The organism is Rhizobium sp. M1 (assembly GCF_002531805.1).
Taxonomy (GTDB): Bacteria; Pseudomonadota; Alphaproteobacteria; order Rhizobiales; family Rhizobiaceae; genus Rhizobium; species Rhizobium etli_C.
Genome location: NZ_NWSW01000002.1, coordinates 163761 through 181089 on the forward strand (window position 1 = coordinate 163761; position 17329 = coordinate 181089).

The 17329-nt window shown below is 63.9% G+C and carries 15 protein-coding genes; 4 read left to right on the forward strand and 11 right to left on the reverse strand.

Annotated elements, in window-relative coordinates; translation table 11 throughout:
• Positions 1-13: 13 nt before the first annotated feature.
• A complete protein-coding gene (locus CO655_RS02905; RefSeq protein WP_097663724.1) occupies positions 14-622 on the reverse strand; it encodes an energy-coupling factor transporter transmembrane protein EcfT in 609 nt (202 codons plus the stop codon).
• Entirely contained in the window at positions 622-1296 is a 675-nt protein-coding gene (locus tag CO655_RS02910) for an ABC transporter ATP-binding protein (RefSeq protein WP_010034209.1), read from the reverse strand. The genes CO655_RS02905 and CO655_RS02910 overlap by 1 nt, the downstream gene beginning before the upstream one ends.
• 315 nt (positions 1297-1611) lie before the next feature.
• On the opposite strand from CO655_RS02910, the gene CO655_RS02915 reads away from it, so the two are divergent.
• Entirely contained in the window at positions 1612-2802 is a 1191-nt protein-coding gene (locus tag CO655_RS02915; RefSeq protein WP_097663725.1) for a winged helix-turn-helix domain-containing protein, read from the forward strand.
• A gap of 258 nt (positions 2803-3060) precedes the next feature.
• Here CO655_RS02915 and ribB read toward each other — a convergent pair whose 3' ends face one another.
• From ribB to CO655_RS02930, 3 genes are all read right to left on the reverse strand, one after another.
• The gene (gene ribB, locus CO655_RS02920; RefSeq protein WP_097579968.1) at positions 3061-4164 is read right to left on the reverse strand and encodes a 3,4-dihydroxy-2-butanone-4-phosphate synthase; all 1104 of its coding nucleotides are present in this window, start codon (positions 4162-4164) and stop codon (positions 3061-3063) included.
• 8 nt (positions 4165-4172) lie between these two features.
• Positions 4173-5270, reverse strand: coding sequence for a chorismate synthase (aroC, locus tag CO655_RS02925; RefSeq protein ID WP_064686198.1), 1098 nt, complete (start codon positions 5268-5270; stop codon positions 4173-4175).
• A gap of 162 nt (positions 5271-5432) precedes the next feature.
• On the reverse strand, positions 5433-8612 hold the full coding sequence (locus tag CO655_RS02930) for an EAL domain-containing protein (RefSeq protein ID WP_097663726.1): 3180 nt from the start codon (positions 8610-8612) through the stop codon (positions 5433-5435).
• 240 nt (positions 8613-8852) lie between these two features.
• Here CO655_RS02930 and CO655_RS02935 point away from each other — a divergent pair, with 240 nt between their 5' ends.
• A complete protein-coding gene (locus CO655_RS02935) occupies positions 8853-9113 on the forward strand; it encodes a DUF1344 domain-containing protein (RefSeq protein ID WP_003569889.1) in 261 nt (86 codons plus the stop codon).
• 189 nt (positions 9114-9302) lie between these two features.
• Here the strand turns inward: CO655_RS02935 and CO655_RS02940 are convergent, their stop codons facing one another.
• The 5 genes from CO655_RS02940 to CO655_RS02960 form a co-directional block, all read right to left on the reverse strand.
• Positions 9303-10274: an IS110 family transposase gene (locus CO655_RS02940; protein ID WP_097663727.1), complete on the reverse strand. Its 972-nt coding sequence runs from the start codon at positions 10272-10274 to the stop codon at positions 9303-9305.
• A 257-nt stretch (positions 10275-10531) separates the two neighbouring features.
• Positions 10532-11122 (reverse strand): histidine phosphatase family protein, encoded by a 591-nt coding sequence (locus CO655_RS02945; protein WP_097605454.1) that lies wholly within the window; start codon positions 11120-11122, stop codon positions 10532-10534.
• Between the two features lie 19 nt (positions 11123-11141).
• A complete protein-coding gene (gene fabI, locus CO655_RS02950; RefSeq protein WP_097605453.1) occupies positions 11142-11960 on the reverse strand; it encodes an enoyl-ACP reductase FabI in 819 nt (272 codons plus the stop codon).
• A gap of 121 nt (positions 11961-12081) precedes the next feature.
• Positions 12082-13275, reverse strand: a complete 1194-nt coding sequence (locus CO655_RS02955; protein ID WP_097663860.1) for a DnaJ C-terminal domain-containing protein — start codon at positions 13273-13275, stop codon at positions 12082-12084.
• Positions 13276-13613: 338 nt separating this feature from the next.
• Positions 13614-14072, reverse strand: a complete 459-nt coding sequence (locus CO655_RS02960) for an RT0821/Lpp0805 family surface protein (protein ID WP_097605452.1) — start codon at positions 14070-14072, stop codon at positions 13614-13616.
• Between the two features lie 65 nt (positions 14073-14137).
• Between CO655_RS02960 and pdxH the strand changes: the two genes are divergently transcribed.
• A complete protein-coding gene (pdxH, locus tag CO655_RS02965; RefSeq protein WP_097605451.1) occupies positions 14138-14758 on the forward strand; it encodes a pyridoxamine 5'-phosphate oxidase in 621 nt (206 codons plus the stop codon).
• A 5-nt stretch (positions 14759-14763) separates the two neighbouring features.
• Here pdxH and CO655_RS02970 read toward each other — a convergent pair whose 3' ends face one another.
• A complete protein-coding gene (locus tag CO655_RS02970) occupies positions 14764-15801 on the reverse strand; it encodes a polysaccharide deacetylase family protein (protein ID WP_097663728.1) in 1038 nt (345 codons plus the stop codon).
• 215 nt (positions 15802-16016) lie between these two features.
• On the opposite strand from CO655_RS02970, the gene CO655_RS02975 reads away from it, so the two are divergent.
• Positions 16017-17300 (forward strand): D-alanyl-D-alanine carboxypeptidase family protein, encoded by a 1284-nt coding sequence (locus CO655_RS02975; RefSeq protein WP_097608860.1) that lies wholly within the window; start codon positions 16017-16019, stop codon positions 17298-17300.
• The last annotated feature ends 29 nt before the right edge of the window (positions 17301-17329 follow it).

Genomic DNA, 17329 nt, shown 5'->3' on the forward strand with positions numbered 1-17329 from the left:
TGGTTAAAATTGGTTAACTTCCATGCCGTCGAATGCGGCGCGCGTCAATCGCGGCGGCGACATTATCCGCATCCCTGAGCGTCAGGATGATCAGCGGCGCCAGCAGGCTCGTCGGCCGGACCTTCAGCCCGCGCGCCTTGTGGGCCTCGCGGATCGCCTGGTAACGGCCGACAATCTCGGGCACGAAGCGCAGAACCAGCCCCAGCGCCAAGCCGATATCGTCGGCCTGCACGAAGCCGGTGCGTTCGAGCGGGCGGGCGAGCGCCGTCACCTCGTCGATGAAGGCGGCGATCGACGTCGTCGCCGTCACGGCGGCGGCAAGCAGCATCAGCGCCGTCAGCCGCAGCACCGGCACGAGTGCTGCCTGCCAGGGGTTGAAGAGCAGGTTGAAGAGCGCCACGACCGCGATCGTCAGGAAGACCGGCCGCAGCCGCCGCAGCCCCTCGCCGAGCGGCAGGCCGGTCGTGCGGTAGACAACCGCCGTCAGCAGCACGAAGCCGGAAAGCAGGGCGATATTCTGGCTGACGAACAGCAGGACGCCGAAGACCGCAAGCGATACCAGCTTGACCCGCGGGGAAAGCCGGTGCATCGGGCTGTTGCCTTCGACATAAAGCGACTGCATCAGGCGGCGATCTCCCTGTAGCGGGCGATCGCTTCAGTCGCCGGCGCATCGGCGGCCAGCCGCCCTTCGTGAAACAGCAGCACCCGTTCGAAACCGGCGATCAGCTCCAGATCATGGGTGATGACGATGGCGCTTTCCGGCAACCCGGCGATAATCCGCTCGACCAGCGCCCGGTTCTTCAGATCGAGCTGGTTGGTCGGCTCGTCGAGGATGAGAATGCCGGGCCCGGTCACCAGCACCGAGCAGAGGGCCGCCACCTGCAGCTCGCCGCCGGACAGCTCGTGCGCCCGGCGATCGGCGAGCGCTTCGGCGCCGAAACGGGCGAGAATGCCCGCGACCTTCGCCTCGATCTCCGCCTTGCTGAGCCCGTGCCGCTTCAGCCCGAAGGCGATGTCGTCGCGGACGATTGGCAGGATGATCTGGTTCTGCGGCGTCTGGAAGATGAAGCCGACATCGGGGGCCGCCGCCTTCTCATCGGCCGTGTCGCGGCCGTTGACGGTGACGCGGCCGACCGTCGGCTTGGTCAGCCCGTTGATCAGCCGCGCAAACGTCGTCTTGCCCGAACCGTTGAGCCCGATGACGCCGATGCGTTTGCCGCTGATGCCGAGCGTCAGCGGCGCCAGCGCCACCCGCGTTCCGAAACTGACCCCGGCGCCTTCGAACTGAATATCCAAACCAAACCCTCGCATCGGCGACGCCGGAAAGCGCCTTCAATGGGCAGCTCCGCGGAGACCAGCCCCTCATCCGGCTGCCGCCACCTTCTCCCCGCAGGCGGGGAGAAGGGGATATGCCGCACCGTTTCCCTCTACCTCGACGCTGCGTTTGGCACGTCCCCTCTCCCCGCGAGCGGGGAGAGGGTTAGGGTGAGGGGCAGTCGCGGTCACCGGCGCCAACCTGACAGCAGTGCTTCTACAAAGAGCAAACCTCGCTGTCGACATCCGATAGCGATATCGGGTGGCTAGGAAGATTTTCCGCGGTATGATGCATCCATGACGAATCTGCTCTCCAATGCCGACGCCCGCCGTGTCTTCCTTGCCAAGCAGGGATTGAGCACGCCACCGAACCGCGCCCTGACCAAATCAGGCCTGCTGCAGCTCATCCATGAGCTGGGTTTCGTCCAGGTCGACAGCATCCAGACGGTGGAGCGGGCGCATCATCAGATCCTGTTTTCCCGCAACCAGACCTATAGGCGCGAGCATCTGACGGCGCTGCTTGAACAGGAACGGGCGCTGTTCGAGCACTGGACGCACGACGCCTCGATCCTGCCGAGCGCTTTCTTCGTCTATTGGAAGCACAAGTTCCGCCACCAGGAAAAGGTCTTGATCGAGCGCTGGCGCAAATGGCGCGGCGAGGGTTTTGAGGCGGCCTTCGAGGAGACCTATGAGCGCGTCCGGCGCGACGGCGCGATGCTGGCCCGCGACGTCAAGGCCGATGGCCATGTATCCGGCGGCTGGTGGAACTGGCATCCGAACAAGACGGCGCTCGAATATTTCTGGCACACCGGCAAACTCGCCATCGCCGGCCGCTCGAACTTCCAGAAGATCTACGATCTCACCGAGCGCGTCGTCCCCGCCCATTTCCGCGAGCCGGAGGTGAGCCGCGAGGAATTCGTCGACTGGGCCTGCCGCAGTGCGCTCACCCGCCTCGGCTTCGCCACCCATGGAGAGATCGCCGCCTTCTGGAACCTCGTCTCGCCTGACGAAGCCAAGGCCTGGGTATCCGCCCATCGCGACGAACTGGCCGAAGTGCTGATCGAGCCGGCACTCGGGGCCAAGCCGCGGCCGTCCTGGGCCTTTGCCGATTTTCTCTCGACGCTCGACAGCTACCCGGCTGCCCCGCCGCGCATCCGAGTGCTCAGCCCCTTCGACCCGATGATCCGCGACCGCAACCGCACCGAACGCCTGTTCGGCTTCTTCTACCGCATCGAAGTCTTCGTGCCGGAAGCCAAGCGCGAATATGGCTATTACGTCTTCCCGCTGCTCGAGGGCGACAAGCTGATCGGCCGCATCGACATGAAGGCGGACCGGAAGAAATCGACGCTCGATGTCAGGCGGCTCTGGCTGGAGCCGGGGGTGAAGCCGTCGGCCGGACGGCTGGAGCGGCTGGAGGCGGAGCTGGAGCGCGTGGCGCGGTTTGCGGAGGTGGAGAAGGTGGTGTTGCTCGACGGGTGGAGAGGGTAAGCGAAGTCGTCCGATATAATCTTGCTTACCGAGGGACCGAGGCGTTGCCACGACGCCCCTTCGCCCCAGCGGGGAGAAGATGGCGGCAGGCAGATGAGGGGGTGAGCGGCAAAGCCGCGAATGCGCTGAGCGCAAGCGAAGGGCAGCATGGACGGTGTACCGTGCGGCCCCCTCATCCGACCCTTCGGGCCACTAACCGGGGTCGAGCCGCGGGTCTCGACCCGTCCTTCGGACCCCCGCTGGGGAGAAGGGGAGTACTCAGCAAATCTCCGTCTTGCTGATCTTGATGCCGAAACCTTCCAGGCCGACATAGTGGCGTTCGCGGCTGGTCAGCAGCTTGATCGAGCTGACGCCGAGGTCCTTGAGGATCTGGGCGCCGAGGCCGATTTCCAGCCATTCGCTTTCGCGGCTCTGCGCTTCGGCATGTGCCTCGCGGCCCTGGCTGCGGGCCTTGCGGCCGTTGTCGTAATGGCCGACGCCGACGGAGCCCTCGCGCAGATAGACAATGACGCCGCGCCCCTCGGCAGCGATCTTCTCCATGTAGAAATCGACCGGGCTCTTCTTGCCGAACAGGTCCTCGGCGACATTTTCCGGATGCAGGCGCACCGGGATGTCGATGCCGTCGCGGATGTCGCCGAAGACGACGGCGAGATGCTGCATCGGGTCCCAGGGCAGGGCATAGGTATGGGCCTTGGCCTTGCCGAAGGCCGTGTCGATGTCGAAGCTCGCGCCGTGCTCGACCAGCGTTTCCTTGCGCTGGCGATAGGCGATGAGATCGGCGACGGAGACGAGCTTCAGCCCGTGCTTTTCGGCAAAATCGACCACCTGCGGCCCGCGCGTGACGGTGCCGTCATCGTTGACGAGTTCGGAGATGACGCCGATCGGCGGCAGGCCGGCGAGCCGGCAGAGGTCGACCGCCGCTTCCGTATGGCCGGAGCGCATCAGCACGCCGCCTTCGCGCGAAACCAGCGGGAAGATATGGCCGGGACGGACGAAATCGGCGGCCCCGACATTCGGATTGGCGAGGTTGCGCACCGTCAGCGTCCGGTCGTCGGCCGAGATGCCGGTCGTCGTGCCGTGCTTGAAATCGACCGAGACGGTGAAGGCCGTCGTGTGGGCCGAATCGTTTTCCGCCACCATGGCGTTGAGGTTGAGGCGTTTGGCCTCTTCCTTCGGCATCGGCGCGCAGACGATGCCGGAGGTGTGGCGCACGATGAAGGCCATCTTTTCCGGCGTGGTGTGCACGGCGGCGACGATCAGGTCGCCCTCGTTCTCGCGGTCATCGTCGTCCATGACGACGACGATTTCGCCGGCCTCGAAGGCCCTGATGGCGTCGACGACGCGTTTCTGATCGTAAGACATGGACGCTCCTATTTCAGACGGCCGGTCTGGCCGCGGTCGCGAAGATAATGATCGGCGATGGCGCAGGCGACCATCGCCTCGCCGATCGGCACGGCGCGAATGCCGACGCAGGGGTCGTGCCGGCCCTTGGTGCGGACATCGACATTCTTGCCGTCGGCGTCGATCGACTGGCGTTCGGTCAGGATCGAGGAGGTCGGCTTGACGGCGAAACGCGCGACAACAGGCTGCCCGGTCGAGATTCCACCAAGAATACCGCCGGCATTGTTGGAAAGAAAGATCGGCGTGCCGTCATTGCCCATGCGCATCTCGTCGGCATTGTCTTCGCCCGATGTTTCGGCGGCGGCAAAACCGTTGCCGATCTCCACGCCCTTGACGGCGTTGATCGACATCAGCAGCGAGGCGATATCCTGGTCGAGCTTGGCATAGATCGGCGCGCCGAGGCCGGCGGGCACGCCCTCGGCGATCACTTCGATGACCGCGCCGATCGAGGAGCCGGCCTTGCGGATGCCATCGAGATATTCCTCCCAGACCGGCACGATCGCCGCATCGGGGGAGAAGAACGGGTTCTGGCCGACCTGGTCCCAATCCCAGTTGCGCCGGTCGATCTTGTGTTTGCCGATCTGGACCAGGGCGCCGCGAACGGTCACGCCTGGCACGACGAGGCGGGCGATGCCGCCGGCTGCCACGCGCGCGGCGGTTTCGCGGGCCGAGGAGCGGCCGCCGCCGCGATAGTCGCGGATGCCGTATTTCAGGTCATAGGTATAGTCGGCATGGCCGGGGCGGTATTGCCGGGCAATCTCGCCATAATCCTTGGAGCGCTGGTCGGTGTTTTCGATCAGCATCGAGATCGGCGTGCCTGTCGTCGTCATCGTCTCGCCGTCGGCATCCAGCATGACGCCTGATAGCACCTTCACCAGGTCGTCCTCACGCCGCTGCGTGACGAAGCGGGATTGGCCCGGCTTGCGCTTGTCGAGCCAGACCTGGAGATCGGCGAGCTTGAAGCGCAGCCCCGGAGGGCAGCCGTCGACGACGCAGCCGAGCGCCGGACCATGGCTTTCGCCCCAGGTGGTTACGCGGAAGAGGTGACCGAATGTATTGTGCGACATGTGTTCCCACGGTGGCGCCAGGGCCGGTCGCCGCCGGCCGCGCCATTGCTTGAAAAGGGCGCGACACTCATAGGCCAAAAAGCCGCCGGGGCAAAAGCCTTTCTTTGCGCCAAACCGGCTGCTGCCGAAATCCTGTTTCCCTCCTTGGCAACAGGACGGCCGTCACGAAGCCAGCCGCCATCCGGTTCCGGTCGCCTCGGCGGTGAAATCGTCGAAGGAGAGCGCCGGCGAGAAGGCGTAGCCCTGCAGGATATCGCAGTCGAGATCGCGCAGCAGGGCGGCATGCGCTGCCGTCTCCACGCCCTCGGCCACCGTCTCGACGCCGAGCGAACGGGCAATGTCGATGATCGAGCTGACCAGCGCCCGCTCCTGCGACGCGCCGATGATCGGCTGCACCAGCTGGCGGTCGATCTTCAGCCGCTTGGGCTTCAGCTTCAGCAGGCTGACGATCGAGGTATGGCCGGTGCCGAAATCGTCGATCTCGATATCGATGCCGAGCGCCTTGATGCGTTCGAGGTTCTGCGAGACCACGTCCTCGCTCTCGTCGAGGAAGATCGATTCCACCAGTTCAAAGGAAAGTTCCCCAGGGCGGATATGCAGGTCGGCGAGCGATTCCAGCAGGCTGCCGTCATGCAGCCGGCGGGCCGAAACATTGACGGAAACCTTGGGAACGGCAATGCCCAGCGCCGTCCAGCGCATCTTGTCGCGCAGCGCTGTTTCCAGCACGATCCGGTCGAGCGTCTGCACGACATTGATCTCGTCGGCGATGCGCAGGAACTTGTCGGGCGCAAGCCACCCCTTGGACGGATGTTTCCAGCGCACCAGCGCTTCGACGCCGGTCAGTTCCATCGTCCGGGCCGAGAATTGCGGCTGATACCAGGCGGTGAATTCGCCGTTGTCGATGCCGGCAAGGATCTCGTCGGCCGTGCGCTTGGTGTTGATGATATCGGCCTGGAGATTGTGATTGAAGAATTCGAAGCGGTTGCGGCCGGTGCTCTTGGCACGGTAGAGCGCGATGTCGGCATTGATCAGCACCTTGCGCGCATCGATATGGATGCCGTTGGCGAGCGCGATGCCAATCGACACGCCGCAGCGGCAGGAAAAGCCCTGGAAATCGATCGGCTGACGCATCTCCTCGACGATCCGCGTCGCAAGCTCGGCCATCTCCTTGTCGCCGACATCGCCGGCGAGGATGACGAATTCGTCGCCGCCGATGCGCGCGACGAGATCGCTGCCGCGGACATTCTTGGCGAGCACCTTCGAGGCATGCACCAGCATCGCATCGCCGGCCGCATGGCCGAGCGTGTCGTTGATATCCTTGAAGCGGTCGAGATCGATGTGCAGGATCGAGAATTTCTGCCGCTGCCGGCGCCCGTCATGGGTCAGGTTTTCGAGCGCGATGTCGAGCTTGCGGCGGTTGGCGAGCGCGGTCAGCGGATCATGCAGCGAATTGTGCTCGATCCTGTCCTTGGCAAGCTCGAGCTCGATATTCTTGGCGACGGCTTCGTCCTTGGCGGCCTTGAGCCGGATCGTCATCAGCATGTCTTCGGTGGCGTCGAAGGCAATGCCCATGATCTTCATCTCGCCGGAAGCCGTCTGGTGGAGTTTGCCGACCGAGCGGACATAGCGCACCGAGCCGTCGTCGACGATCACGCGGCAGACGAGGGTATGCGTATCGCCGCTTCGCTTGAAGTGACGCGCGCTTTCGAGCGCCAGCCCCCGATCCTCCGGGTGGATGCGGGAAAGCCAGATCTCCTCCGTCATGAAGCCGTTGCGCGGCGCCAGCCCGTATAGCTCGTGCATTCGCTCGTTCCAGATCGAGCCGCCCCGGTCGGGCCGCGCCTCCCATATGCCGCAGCGATAGGAATTGAGCGCAAGATCGAGCCGGCTGGAAATCTCGGCGAGCTGTCCCTCGCGGCTCGAAAGCTCTTCAAGCGCCAGCTCCAGCTCGGCATTCTTGACCTCGCTCACATCCCTGGCCTTGCGCAACGCCTCGGTCGCCTCCGCATCGGCGGTCACGTCCCAGACGATGCCGATCGTCTTGCCGGCGCCGCCGGCATCCCTGTAGAGCGCCCCGACTGAGCGCAGATGCCGGATGCCGCCGTCGGCGAGCATGATGCGGTACTGCGCCGTGCAGGCAGCACCCGCGATGCTGCAGCTGAAGAAATGCACTTCGGCGATCTCACGATCCTCAGGCAGGATCGCCGCCAGCCATTCGTCGAGCGGCCGGCTTCCTTCCTCCGCCGGCTTGCCGTGCAGGGCGGCGGCGCACGCATCCCAGAGCAGGCTGGTCGAATGGTCCTGCAGCTCCCAGATGCCGATATTGGAGGATTCGAGCGCCAGGTTGAGGCGCTGCGACACTTCCATCAGTTTTGCCTCGCGCGTCTCCAGCTCGGCGATGTTGCGATTGCGTTCGCCGAGCAGCAGCGTCGCAAGGAAGATCGGGACGATGATGATGCAGCCGGCGGCAAAGACGATCAGCCGCAACTCCGTCCGGTTTTCCGGTATTGCGGTCCAGCCGTCGTTCGGGACGGCGGAAAGCTCCCACTTGCCGCCGGCAAAGCTGATCTGGCGGCGGATCGGATCCTTGTCGTCGGTGCCGGCCGAACCGAAGAACGGCGCCGGACGATCGGCTTTCCCGGCCAGCGGGCCGATATCCCGGACGGCGATCGAAAGGTGGTCGAGATTGGGAAAGCGCTCCTGGTTTTCACGGTCGCGCGCCGGCATCAGCCCGGTCGCCTCGTAAAACATCTTCCGGTCGATGGTCGCCTCCACCGCGCCCCAGAGGCGCCGCTGGCCGTTTTCCTTGACGAAGACAGGAAAGAAGACAGCAAAGACGTCCCGGCCGCCGGACCGGATCGGGCCGTAGAAGCGCGCCGACTGATCGCCGGCTGCGCGCGTCATCGCCTTTTGCGAGAAGAGGACCTCACGCACGTCGCGGCCGATCCGCTCATTGCCGGCTTGCGTCGGATAGATGTCGCTGATGATGAAATCGGGCGCGACGGCGATATGAACGAAAGCCGGGTTCTGGATCAGCAGCCAGTTGATCTGGCGCTCCATCTCCGCCTTGTTTGCCGTGCCGTTGACGGAGGTCAGGTTGGCGAGATCGCGGACGACGCTGAGATCCATGTTGATCTCGGCCGCCACCCGGGCGCGCAACAGGTTCATTTCGCTTTCGGTGCGTATATGAAGTTCGCGCACATCAGAGGCAGTATTGGCCCGATCGAGGGCGAAGCCGACCATGGTGACGATGACGGCGACGAACGACGAAACCAGAAACGAGACGCGGGTATTCTTCAACACGCGCCGAAACTGCTTGCCGTCGCCGAACCTGGATAGCAAAATGAGACCCTCATATTCCCGGTAACTTTAGGAGGCAGGGGTTAATTTACGATTGCCTGTTTTCGATGCTGAAAACTGCGGGAGGGTGGGAAAGGCGTGGTTAACGCGGCATCTTGATTATATTTAAAATCCTATTCATCAATTGGGCGGGAAAAGCCATCCTTACGGGCAATTTTCGCCATATTCAGGAGCTTATCTGTGGCCAGTGTTCTCGTGCAGCGTTTCAAAAGGATTGTTGCCATGCGTTTCGTCGTCGCCACGCTTTTGGCCACAGCAAGTTTCCTGTCGCCGATGAGCGGCTTTGCCGAGAGCGCCGATGTCGAGGCGACGATCAAGAAGGTCGATACGGCCAATCTCGTGCTGACGCTTGACGACGGCAAGACCTATCAGGCACCTGAGGAATTCAACTTCGACGGCCTCGAAGCCGGCGTCAAAGTGATCGTCTTCTACACCGAGGTTGACGGCAAGCGCGTCATCAACGATCTCGACATCGTCAAGTAAGAGGATTCTGGCGAATGATCCGGCGAGGTTCGCGCCGATCGCGGCCCCTCACCCTAACCCTCTCCCCGTAAACGGGGCGAGGGGACGGGCCCTGCGAGAGGTCGATGGGAGCGAGAGAGTGCGGCATGTCCCTTCGCCCCGCGCGCGGGGAGAAGGTGGCGGCAGCCGGATGAGAATCTGTGTTGGTTGTCAAGGTGGATTTGGGGTCCAGAGTCGATCCTGAGAGAGAAGACAGTTTGCCAGCACGAGCAGTTTGCGCATGATGGCGACAAGGACGACCTTGGCTGGTTTTCCTGCGGCTTTGAGGGTTTCTGCGAAACGCGCGAGCGCGGGATTGTAGCGACATGCCGACAAGGCGGCCATGTAGAGGGCGCGCCGGGGTGCGGGCCTGCCGGCGCGGATGGAACGCCGTCCGGTTCGCGCACCGCTGTCGTTGGCGATTGGGGCCAGGCCTGCCAGCATGGCGGCCTGCTTGCCCGAACAACTGCCCAACTCGTCCATGCCGGCCATCAAGGCCAGGGCCGTGACGCGGCCGATGCCGGGAATGGAGGTGAGGATCTCGGCCTTGCGGCAGAGCTGCGGATCCTTGCCGACATATCGCTCGATCTCTTTGTCGAGACGGTCGATATGTTGTTCCAGCCTGCGCACAAGGCGGTTGAGTTCGCCGCGCAGAACCGCAGTGGTGGCGGTCTTGCTGCGATTTTGCAGGGCGGTAAGGTCGTCTTTGGCTGCCGATCGTGCATTGACCAGCTCCTGCAAGGCTTCGATGTGAGGACTTGGCGGCGCGGCAGCCGGCGGGCGCAGGCTCTCGGCCAAGAGCGCCAGGAAACGGGCGTCGAGCCGGTCGGTCTTGGCGAGATAGCCGCAGGCGCGGGCAAACATGCGTGCGCGCAGCGGGTCGATCACGGCGACGGCAAAGCCGTCGCACCATAGCGAGCGATGGACGGGGCGATGGAACTTGCCGGTTGCCTCCATCACAATGCGTTCGGGCCGATACCTGGCCAGCAGCCGTTTCAGCTGGCCGATGCCGGCCTTATCATTGCTAAACCGCCGGCTTTCGCCCAGCGGATGCAGATGAACATCCAGCCACTCTTTACTCACGTCCACACCGGCATAAACTACCGGCATCGCGTCTTCTTGGAACGAAACCTTGCCTTGCATGCGGGACTTGCTCCCCATCATCTGTTCAGGACAAACGCGAGGACGGCCGGACCAATCTCATCCCCGGTTCAAGCCAAGGGGCCTGCGGTCCCGGCCGTCCGCACTCCGGCGGATGGCCATCCGCCGGAGTGCGCACCGATCATCCAACAATCAGCGCAAATTGAACATGCAAGGGGCACATATCGGCGATCTCTTGGGCCTAACAACTTGCTCGTAACTCAATCCGACCTACTGAGCGAAAGCTGGCTGGTGACGACCTACAGCCAGACGATCGTCCGGTCATTGGTGTCGATCCTGACGATCTGGTCCTGCGGAATGCCGCCTTCGGCCGCGCTGCTCTTCGGCAGGTCGGCGATCATCTGGAAAAGCGTGCGGATGACGCCGCCATGGGTGACGCAGACCGTTGGGCGGTCGACGGAGCGCAGCCATGCGCCGGTGCGCCAGGAGAGGATCTCATAGCTTTCCGCATCGTCGCCGGGTGGGATGAAATCCCATTTCGAGGCATTGCGTTCGGCCACCCGCTCGCGTTGCGTCGCCTTCAGCTCCTTGAGCGTCGAACCCTCCCAATCGCCGAAGGAGATCTCCACCAGCCGGGGATCGGTGCGATAGGCAAGCGGCGGCAGTCCCATGGCGGCACGCATGATTTCCATAGTCGCGCGCGTGCGCCCGAGCGGGCTGGCGACGAAATCGAACGCGCCGACCGTCTCGCCGAGAATCTCAGCCAACGCAATGCCGTTTCGCCGGGCCTGTTCCAGGCCCGTGGCGTTCATCGCGATGTCCTTCTGACCCTGCAGGCGGCGCTCGGCATTCCAGTCCGTCTGACCGTGTCTGATCACATAGATAAGCACGGTCCAGACTCCGGAGGCATTAGTCCTTGACGACCGAAATATCCGGCGCGTCGACCGCCTTCATGCCGATGACATGATAGCCGCTGTCGGCGTGGTGCACTTCGCCGGTGACGGAGCGCGACAGGTCGGACAGCAGATAGAGGCCGACATCGCCGACTTCTTCGATGGTGACGGTGCGCCGCAGCGGGGCGTTATATTCGTTCCACTTCAGAATGTAGCGGAAATCGCCGATGCCGGAGGCGGCGAGCGTCTTGATCGGTCCGGCCGAAACGGCGTTGACGCGGATGTTCTGCGGCCCGAGGTCGACGGCGAGATATTTGACGCTGGCTTCGAGCGCGGCCTTGGCGACACCCATGACGTTATAGTTCGGCATCACCTTTTCGGCGCCGTAATAGGTCAGCGTCAGCATCGAGCCGCCTTCCGTCATCAGCTTCTCGGCGCGGCGTGCGACCGAGGTGAAGGAATAGACGGAGATCTGCATAGTCTTGGTGAAATTGTCGGGCGAGGTGTCGATATAGCGGCCGGTCAGCTCGTCCTTGTCGGAAAAGCCGATCGCATGCACGAGAAAATCGATCTTGCCCCACAGCTTTTCGACATTTTCGAAAACGGCGTCGATGGTGGCTTCGTCGGCGACGTCGCAGTGGCCGACCAGCGTCGCTTCGATTTCGGCGGCGAGCGGCTCGACACGCTTCTTCAGCGCATCGCCCTGATAGGTAAGCGCAACTTCTCCGCCCTGCGCATGAATGGCCTTGGCAATACCCCACGCAATCGAACGATTGTTGGCGACACCCATGATGACGCCGCGTTTGCCTGCCATGAGGCCGGATGCTTGAGCCATATTTCGCTCCCTAGGATTCTGATCGATCCTGCCTATGGCATAGGCCGTTAATCGGTTCAAGCTTGGCCTGGATCATCAACTGTTAGGGATCGTAACAAAGGGTGCGAATGTCGTAAAAATTTCACAGAAACAGGCCTTCACGCATGCTGCGCATGAGATCGGTGATCTTGTCGTCGGGCTTTTCCCACAGGATGATGCGCAATTCGACGACGAGATCGCCTCTGCTGCCGTCTTCCTGCGGCAATCCCTGGCCGGAAATCCGGATCGTCTTGTCCGAGCCCGACCAGGCGGGAACGGTGATATCAAGCGGCCCGGCCGGTCCGTCGATGCGCGCCTCGGTGCCGAGCACGGCGTTTTCGATGCTGAGCGGCAGCACGGCGTGCAGGTCGAAACCGTCGACGGTGAAGCGCGGATCGGGGGCGATGCGGATATTGACGACGGCGTCGCCGCGCTGCATGCCCGGCAGCTTGAAGCCCTGTCCCTTGAGCCGGATCTCGTGACCATCCGTCGTGCCCGCCGGCAAGGCGAAGCCGATTTCGCGACCCTCCGGCAGCGCTGCGGTGATCCAGCCGCTCTTCAGCACGTCGTCGATCGTCACCGTCGCCGTCGCCACCTCGTCAGGCGCTTTTTCGAGGCCGGTATCCTTGGCGCCGGTGAAACGGCGCACCAGCGATGTCAGAATGCTGAGCGGCAGCGACAGGTTGGCGCCGGCATTGTTTGATGCCTCGCCGGTTTCCTCCTCGGCTTCGGCGGCGTCGCCATCGGCGCGCCTGCCCACTTCGGCCTGTGTCTGCCCCTGCGTCTGCTGATTGTGGGTCTGCTGATATTGGGTTTGCTGATTCTGGGCGTGCTGGGCGCGTCCCTGCGCCTGGCCGCCCGCCGCTGCGCGCGCCTGCGCGCCGAAAATGCGCTCCACCATCTCCTCGGCGCCTTCGCCGGCGCCGGCCTGCTGCCTGGAGCCTTCGGCCGCGGCCTTCTGGGCAGCCCGGGCAAGCTCTTCCATCACCCGCTCGGCATTGGCCTGGGCCGCCTTGGCGCGGGCTGCAGCCTCGCGCGCGGCCTGGCGCTGCTGCATGATCGTCTGTTCATGCTTCTTGGCTTCCGCCATGCGTACGGCATTGTCGAACAGGCTGCGTTTGCGCGGATCCTTCAGCGTTTCATAGGCGCGGCCGATCTCGGCGAATCGGGCCGTCGCCGTCGGATCATCCTGATTGTGGTCGGGATGCGCGGCCTTGGCCATGTTGCGCCAGGCCGCCTTGATCTCGTCCGCCGCCGCGTCGCGCTTGACGCCCAGAATTTTGTAAGGATCGCGCATGTCAAAACCGCCGGTGTTGCGATGCGGGCGCCTGTCCTTGCCCGGCATCCCCGCCCAATATCAAAGTCCAATATCAACGCCGTGAGGCGCCACCGGCCGCAAAGGCAGGCAGAGCCACTCTCAACGCCGATCGTGCGGCCGAGTTGCTAATCACTTCTTATTTCTGTGGAGGGATGCGGAGTGTTTCGCCGCAAATGGTTAGCTCTTTGCTAAGCATTCGCCGCAAAGCCGGCGGCCGTTAACCTGTCCGCGCCGAATCGGTTGTCCCCCGGGGATCGATTCCCCGCGGGGATAATCCCCGCCGGAGCAATTGCCTGCGAGGATCAATTCCCGCCGGATCAGCTCTCCGGCTGGAAGCTCAGAAGCTGCCAGTTGCCGCCGCCGACGAGGCAGGTCTTGCCGTAGAATTTGGCGATGCCGACATAGGAGTGCCGGGTGGTGCGGAACTGTCGGCAGACCTGGCCCGCCTCATTGTTTTCGACGATCGTATCGATGACGCCGGCGCTGCCGGTCGATGCATTCGCCCAGGGAAGCGGCTGGCCTTCGAGCCTGTTCACATCGGCCGACGTCACGGCGTTGCGCACCGTCATCTCGTCAGACAGCGTGTCGGTGCTCGGCGGCGGCTGTGGCACCGTGCCTGTTGCCACCGACCGGTCGACCTTGGCTTCGCTCAAGAAATCCATGCCGCCGCCAACGCAACCGGAAAGCGACAGCATTGCGGCGCCGATGACCAGGAAGGCGCTGCTGCGTTGCCGCAGACCCTTTGTATGGCGATATGACTTTGCTATGACTTCCACCCTGCATCCTGTCCAGTTATGAAAAGCTGGGCGAATTTTGAACAATCCGGGGCATTTGAACCAATATGTCGGCAAACGAGTTAACAAGCGGTGACTTTACCGAAAGTGGCGAGCCCTTCAAGCTCTTTGCCGAATGGCTGAAGGAGGCGGAGGCCTCGGAACCGAACGACCCGAATGCCGTGGCACTGGCAACGGTCGATGAAGATGGCCTTCCCAATGTCCGCATGGTTCTCCTGAAGGGATTCGATGATGACGGTTTCGTCTTCTACACCAATTTCGAGAGCCGGAAAGGTCTCGAAATCTTGGGGCAGAGGAAAGCCGCCATGTGTTTCCACTGGAAAAGCCTGCGCCGCCAGGTGCGGCTGCGCGGCCCTGTCGAGATCGTGAGCGACGCCGAAGCCGACGCCTATTTCAAGACGCGGGCGCGCGGCAGCCGCATCGGCGCCTGGGCCTCAAGGCAGTCCCGCCCGCTCGAAAGTCGTTTCGCGCTGGAGAAGGCGGTGGCCGAATATACCGCCCGTTATGCCCTCGGCGACATTCCCCGCCCAGCCCACTGGTCTGGCTTCCGCATCCGGCCGACCTCGATCGAATTCTGGAAGGATCAGGCATTCCGCCTGCATGACCGCATCGAATTCCGCCGGCCCATGCCGGTCGGAGCGTGGGAAAAGGTGCGGATGTATCCGTGATCGGCTTACCTGCGCATCAGCCGCAGCGGAATGCCGGAGGCAAGCGCCGAGACGTAGCGTCGCTTCTGGTAGAAGCCGTTCAGCGACATGCGCGGGAGACAACCGGTTTTTCCCGCCGCCGGCAGTCCCGGCTGGGTGGTGACCGCCACCGAAAAGCCGAGCCGGCCGGCAAGCGCCGCCTCGCGGCCGGTCGCTGCCTCCGGCGTGCCGTAGGGATAGGCGATCGTGACGGGACGGATGCCGGTCACCGCCTCGAGGTAATCGGCCGAAACTTCCATCTCGATTCGCGCCTCGGCTTCCGGCAGGCGGGCGAGCGCCCGATGGCTGATCGTGTGAGCGCCGAGTGCGGCGAGCGGGTGCTGCGCGAGCCATTGCAGCTGCGCCGGCCCCATCACCAGCTCGCGCACGATATCGGTCGGCTCGATGCCGTTGTCCCGCGCCAGCATATCGAGGGCGGCAACGGCGCGCGCCTCGTCGGAGCGGTGGATATAGGCCGCGAAGCGGTCGAAGGCGTCCCATTGCTGTTGCGGGTTCTCGAGCGCCAGCCGCTCGCTGCCGCGGCCGAAATCGAAGCGGATTTCGCCTGCCTGACGCAGGAGAACGGCGAGCGTCTCCCACCAGATGCTGTGGGAGCCCTCGGCAAAGCCCTTGGCCACGAACACCGTGAACGGCGCCCGATGCCGCTGGAACACCGGCAGCGCATGCTCCAGATTGTTGGTGTAGCCGTCGTCGAGCGTAAAGGCCGCAAACGGCCTGCCGCCCTCGGGCTCGGCCAACAGCGCCGGCAGCTCGTCGAGCGGGACGAAGCGATAGCCCTCCCGCTTAAGCCGCCTGAGCGCCGCGTCGAGAAAGTCAGGAGTGATTTCGAGATGTGCGTTCGGCGCGAAGGATTGGGCGACGTGCGGGCGGACGTGATGCAGCGTGAAGATCACGCCGCGCCCGCGCGCCTGCCGCATCAGCCCGGCCGCGGCGATCAACCAGGATGCCTCGAGCCCGGCGCCGATCGCCGCGCGTTTTGCCAGTCGCTTCAATTGTCCCGTCATGCGCCGCCCATTGCCTTTTGCGGCAATCTAGCAATAGCGGCTTAAGCCTTGCTGAATCCCGATTTCGCACAGCTTCTTTGGTTTTTTGTTAACCAAGACGATGAAAAGGCTAGAAAAATGGTAGGCGTTGCCGCAAAGTCGCGCCAAACTTACGGCTTCTGTTACATTACGACACAGGGCCGGCCCATCGAGAGCCGGCGCATCAGGGGGATTCCATGAGAAAGCTATTGGCGGCTGTTTTGACCGTAACGCTGGCCGTTTCGGCGCCGCTTGCGGCTCTTGCCGGCAACGCCTCGCTGATCCTCGATGCCCGCACCGGCAAGATCCTTGCCGCCGAAAACGCCGACACGCTGAACCACCCGGCCTCGCTCACGAAGATGATGACGCTTTATCTCACTTTCGAGGCGCTGAAGCGCGGCAAGATCGCCTGGGATACGCCGATCAAAATGTCGAAATATGCCGCCGCCCGGCCGCCGACCAAGCTCGGCGTCAAGGCCGGCGGCACCATCACGGTGCGCGAGGCGGTCTATGGGATGATCGTCAAATCCGCCAATGATGCCGCCGCCGCCATGGCCGAGACGCTCGGCGGCTCGGAGAGCGGTTTTGCCCGGATGATGACGGCAAAAGCCCGCCAGCTCGGCATGAGCCGCACCGTCTTCCTCAACGCATCCGGCCTGCCGAACAGCAGCCAGGTGACGACGGCGCGCGACATGTCGACGCTCGCCGTGGCGCTGATGAAGAATTACCCCAATGAATACCGCCTGTTTTCGGCGGCAAGCTTCAATTTCCGCGGCAAGACCGTGCGCGGTCACAACAATCTCATGTACCGCTACCAGGGCATGGACGGCATCAAGACAGGCTATACCAACGCCTCTGGCTTCAACCTCGTCAGCGCCGTCAGGGACGGCAACCGCCGCGTCGTCGGCGTCGTGCTCGGCGGCCGCACCGCCCGCAGCCGCGACGCCAAGATGGCGGCGCTGCTCGATCGCTATCTCGGCCGTGCCTCGTCTTCCGGCGGCGCCAGGCTGGTGGCGAGCGTCGGCGCCAAGGAGGCCGTCGAAGTCGCTTCCGCCGCTGATGCTTCCGATGTTCCGGTGCCGCTCAACGCGCCGCGCCCGGCCGACGACCTCGCGTCAAAGAGCCTGGCCTATGCCGACGACGCCGTCGTGCCGTTGGACCGTCCGGTCGCGATGGATGAGATCCTGAACGCCGGCAAGGCGCCGAAGATGTCGGCCGAGAAGGCTGATGGCGACTGGCAGATCCAGATCTCGGCCGCCCCGAGCGCCGATGCGGCGCGCGCGCTTCTCGCCCAGGCGAAGTCGGAAGGCGGCGCGCCGCTCGTTTCCGCTTCGCCCTATACCGAGGCGGTCGGGACCGGCGCCAACAGGATCTACCGCGCCCGCTTCGTCGGCTTTGCCAGCAGGGATGCCGCCGTTTCCGCCTGCGATGCGCTGAAGCAGCGCTCCTATGACTGCATGCTGCTGCCGGACCACGGCTGATCGCCGCGACGGGGCCGGCCACTCTGGAC

Bases quoted from the DNA above. Each gene is read 5' to 3' on its own strand.
- CO655_RS02970 (WP_097663728.1), bottom strand. From the start codon at position 15,801: ATGACGGGACAATTGAAGCGACTGGCAAAACGCGCGGCGATCGGCGCC.
- aroC (WP_064686198.1), bottom strand. From the start codon at position 5,270: ATGTCGCACAATACATTCGGTCACCTCTTCCGCGTAACCACCTGGGGC.
- CO655_RS02940 (WP_097663727.1), bottom strand. From the start codon at position 10,274: ATGCAAGGCAAGGTTTCGTTCCAAGAAGACGCGATGCCGGTAGTTTAT.
- pdxH (WP_097605451.1), top strand. From the start codon at position 14,138: ATGTCGGCAAACGAGTTAACAAGCGGTGACTTTACCGAAAGTGGCGAG.
- CO655_RS02905 (WP_097663724.1), bottom strand. From the start codon at position 622: ATGCAGTCGCTTTATGTCGAAGGCAACAGCCCGATGCACCGGCTTTCC.
- CO655_RS02915 (WP_097663725.1), top strand. From the start codon at position 1,612: ATGACGAATCTGCTCTCCAATGCCGACGCCCGCCGTGTCTTCCTTGCC.
- fabI (WP_097605453.1), bottom strand. From the start codon at position 11,960: ATGGCTCAAGCATCCGGCCTCATGGCAGGCAAACGCGGCGTCATCATG.
- CO655_RS02955 (WP_097663860.1), bottom strand. From the start codon at position 13,275: ATGCGCGATCCTTACAAAATTCTGGGCGTCAAGCGCGACGCGGCGGCG.
- CO655_RS02975 (WP_097608860.1), top strand. From the start codon at position 16,017: ATGAGAAAGCTATTGGCGGCTGTTTTGACCGTAACGCTGGCCGTTTCG.
- CO655_RS02935 (WP_003569889.1), top strand. From the start codon at position 8,853: ATGCGTTTCGTCGTCGCCACGCTTTTGGCCACAGCAAGTTTCCTGTCG.
- ribB (WP_097579968.1), bottom strand. From the start codon at position 4,164: ATGTCTTACGATCAGAAACGCGTCGTCGACGCCATCAGGGCCTTCGAG.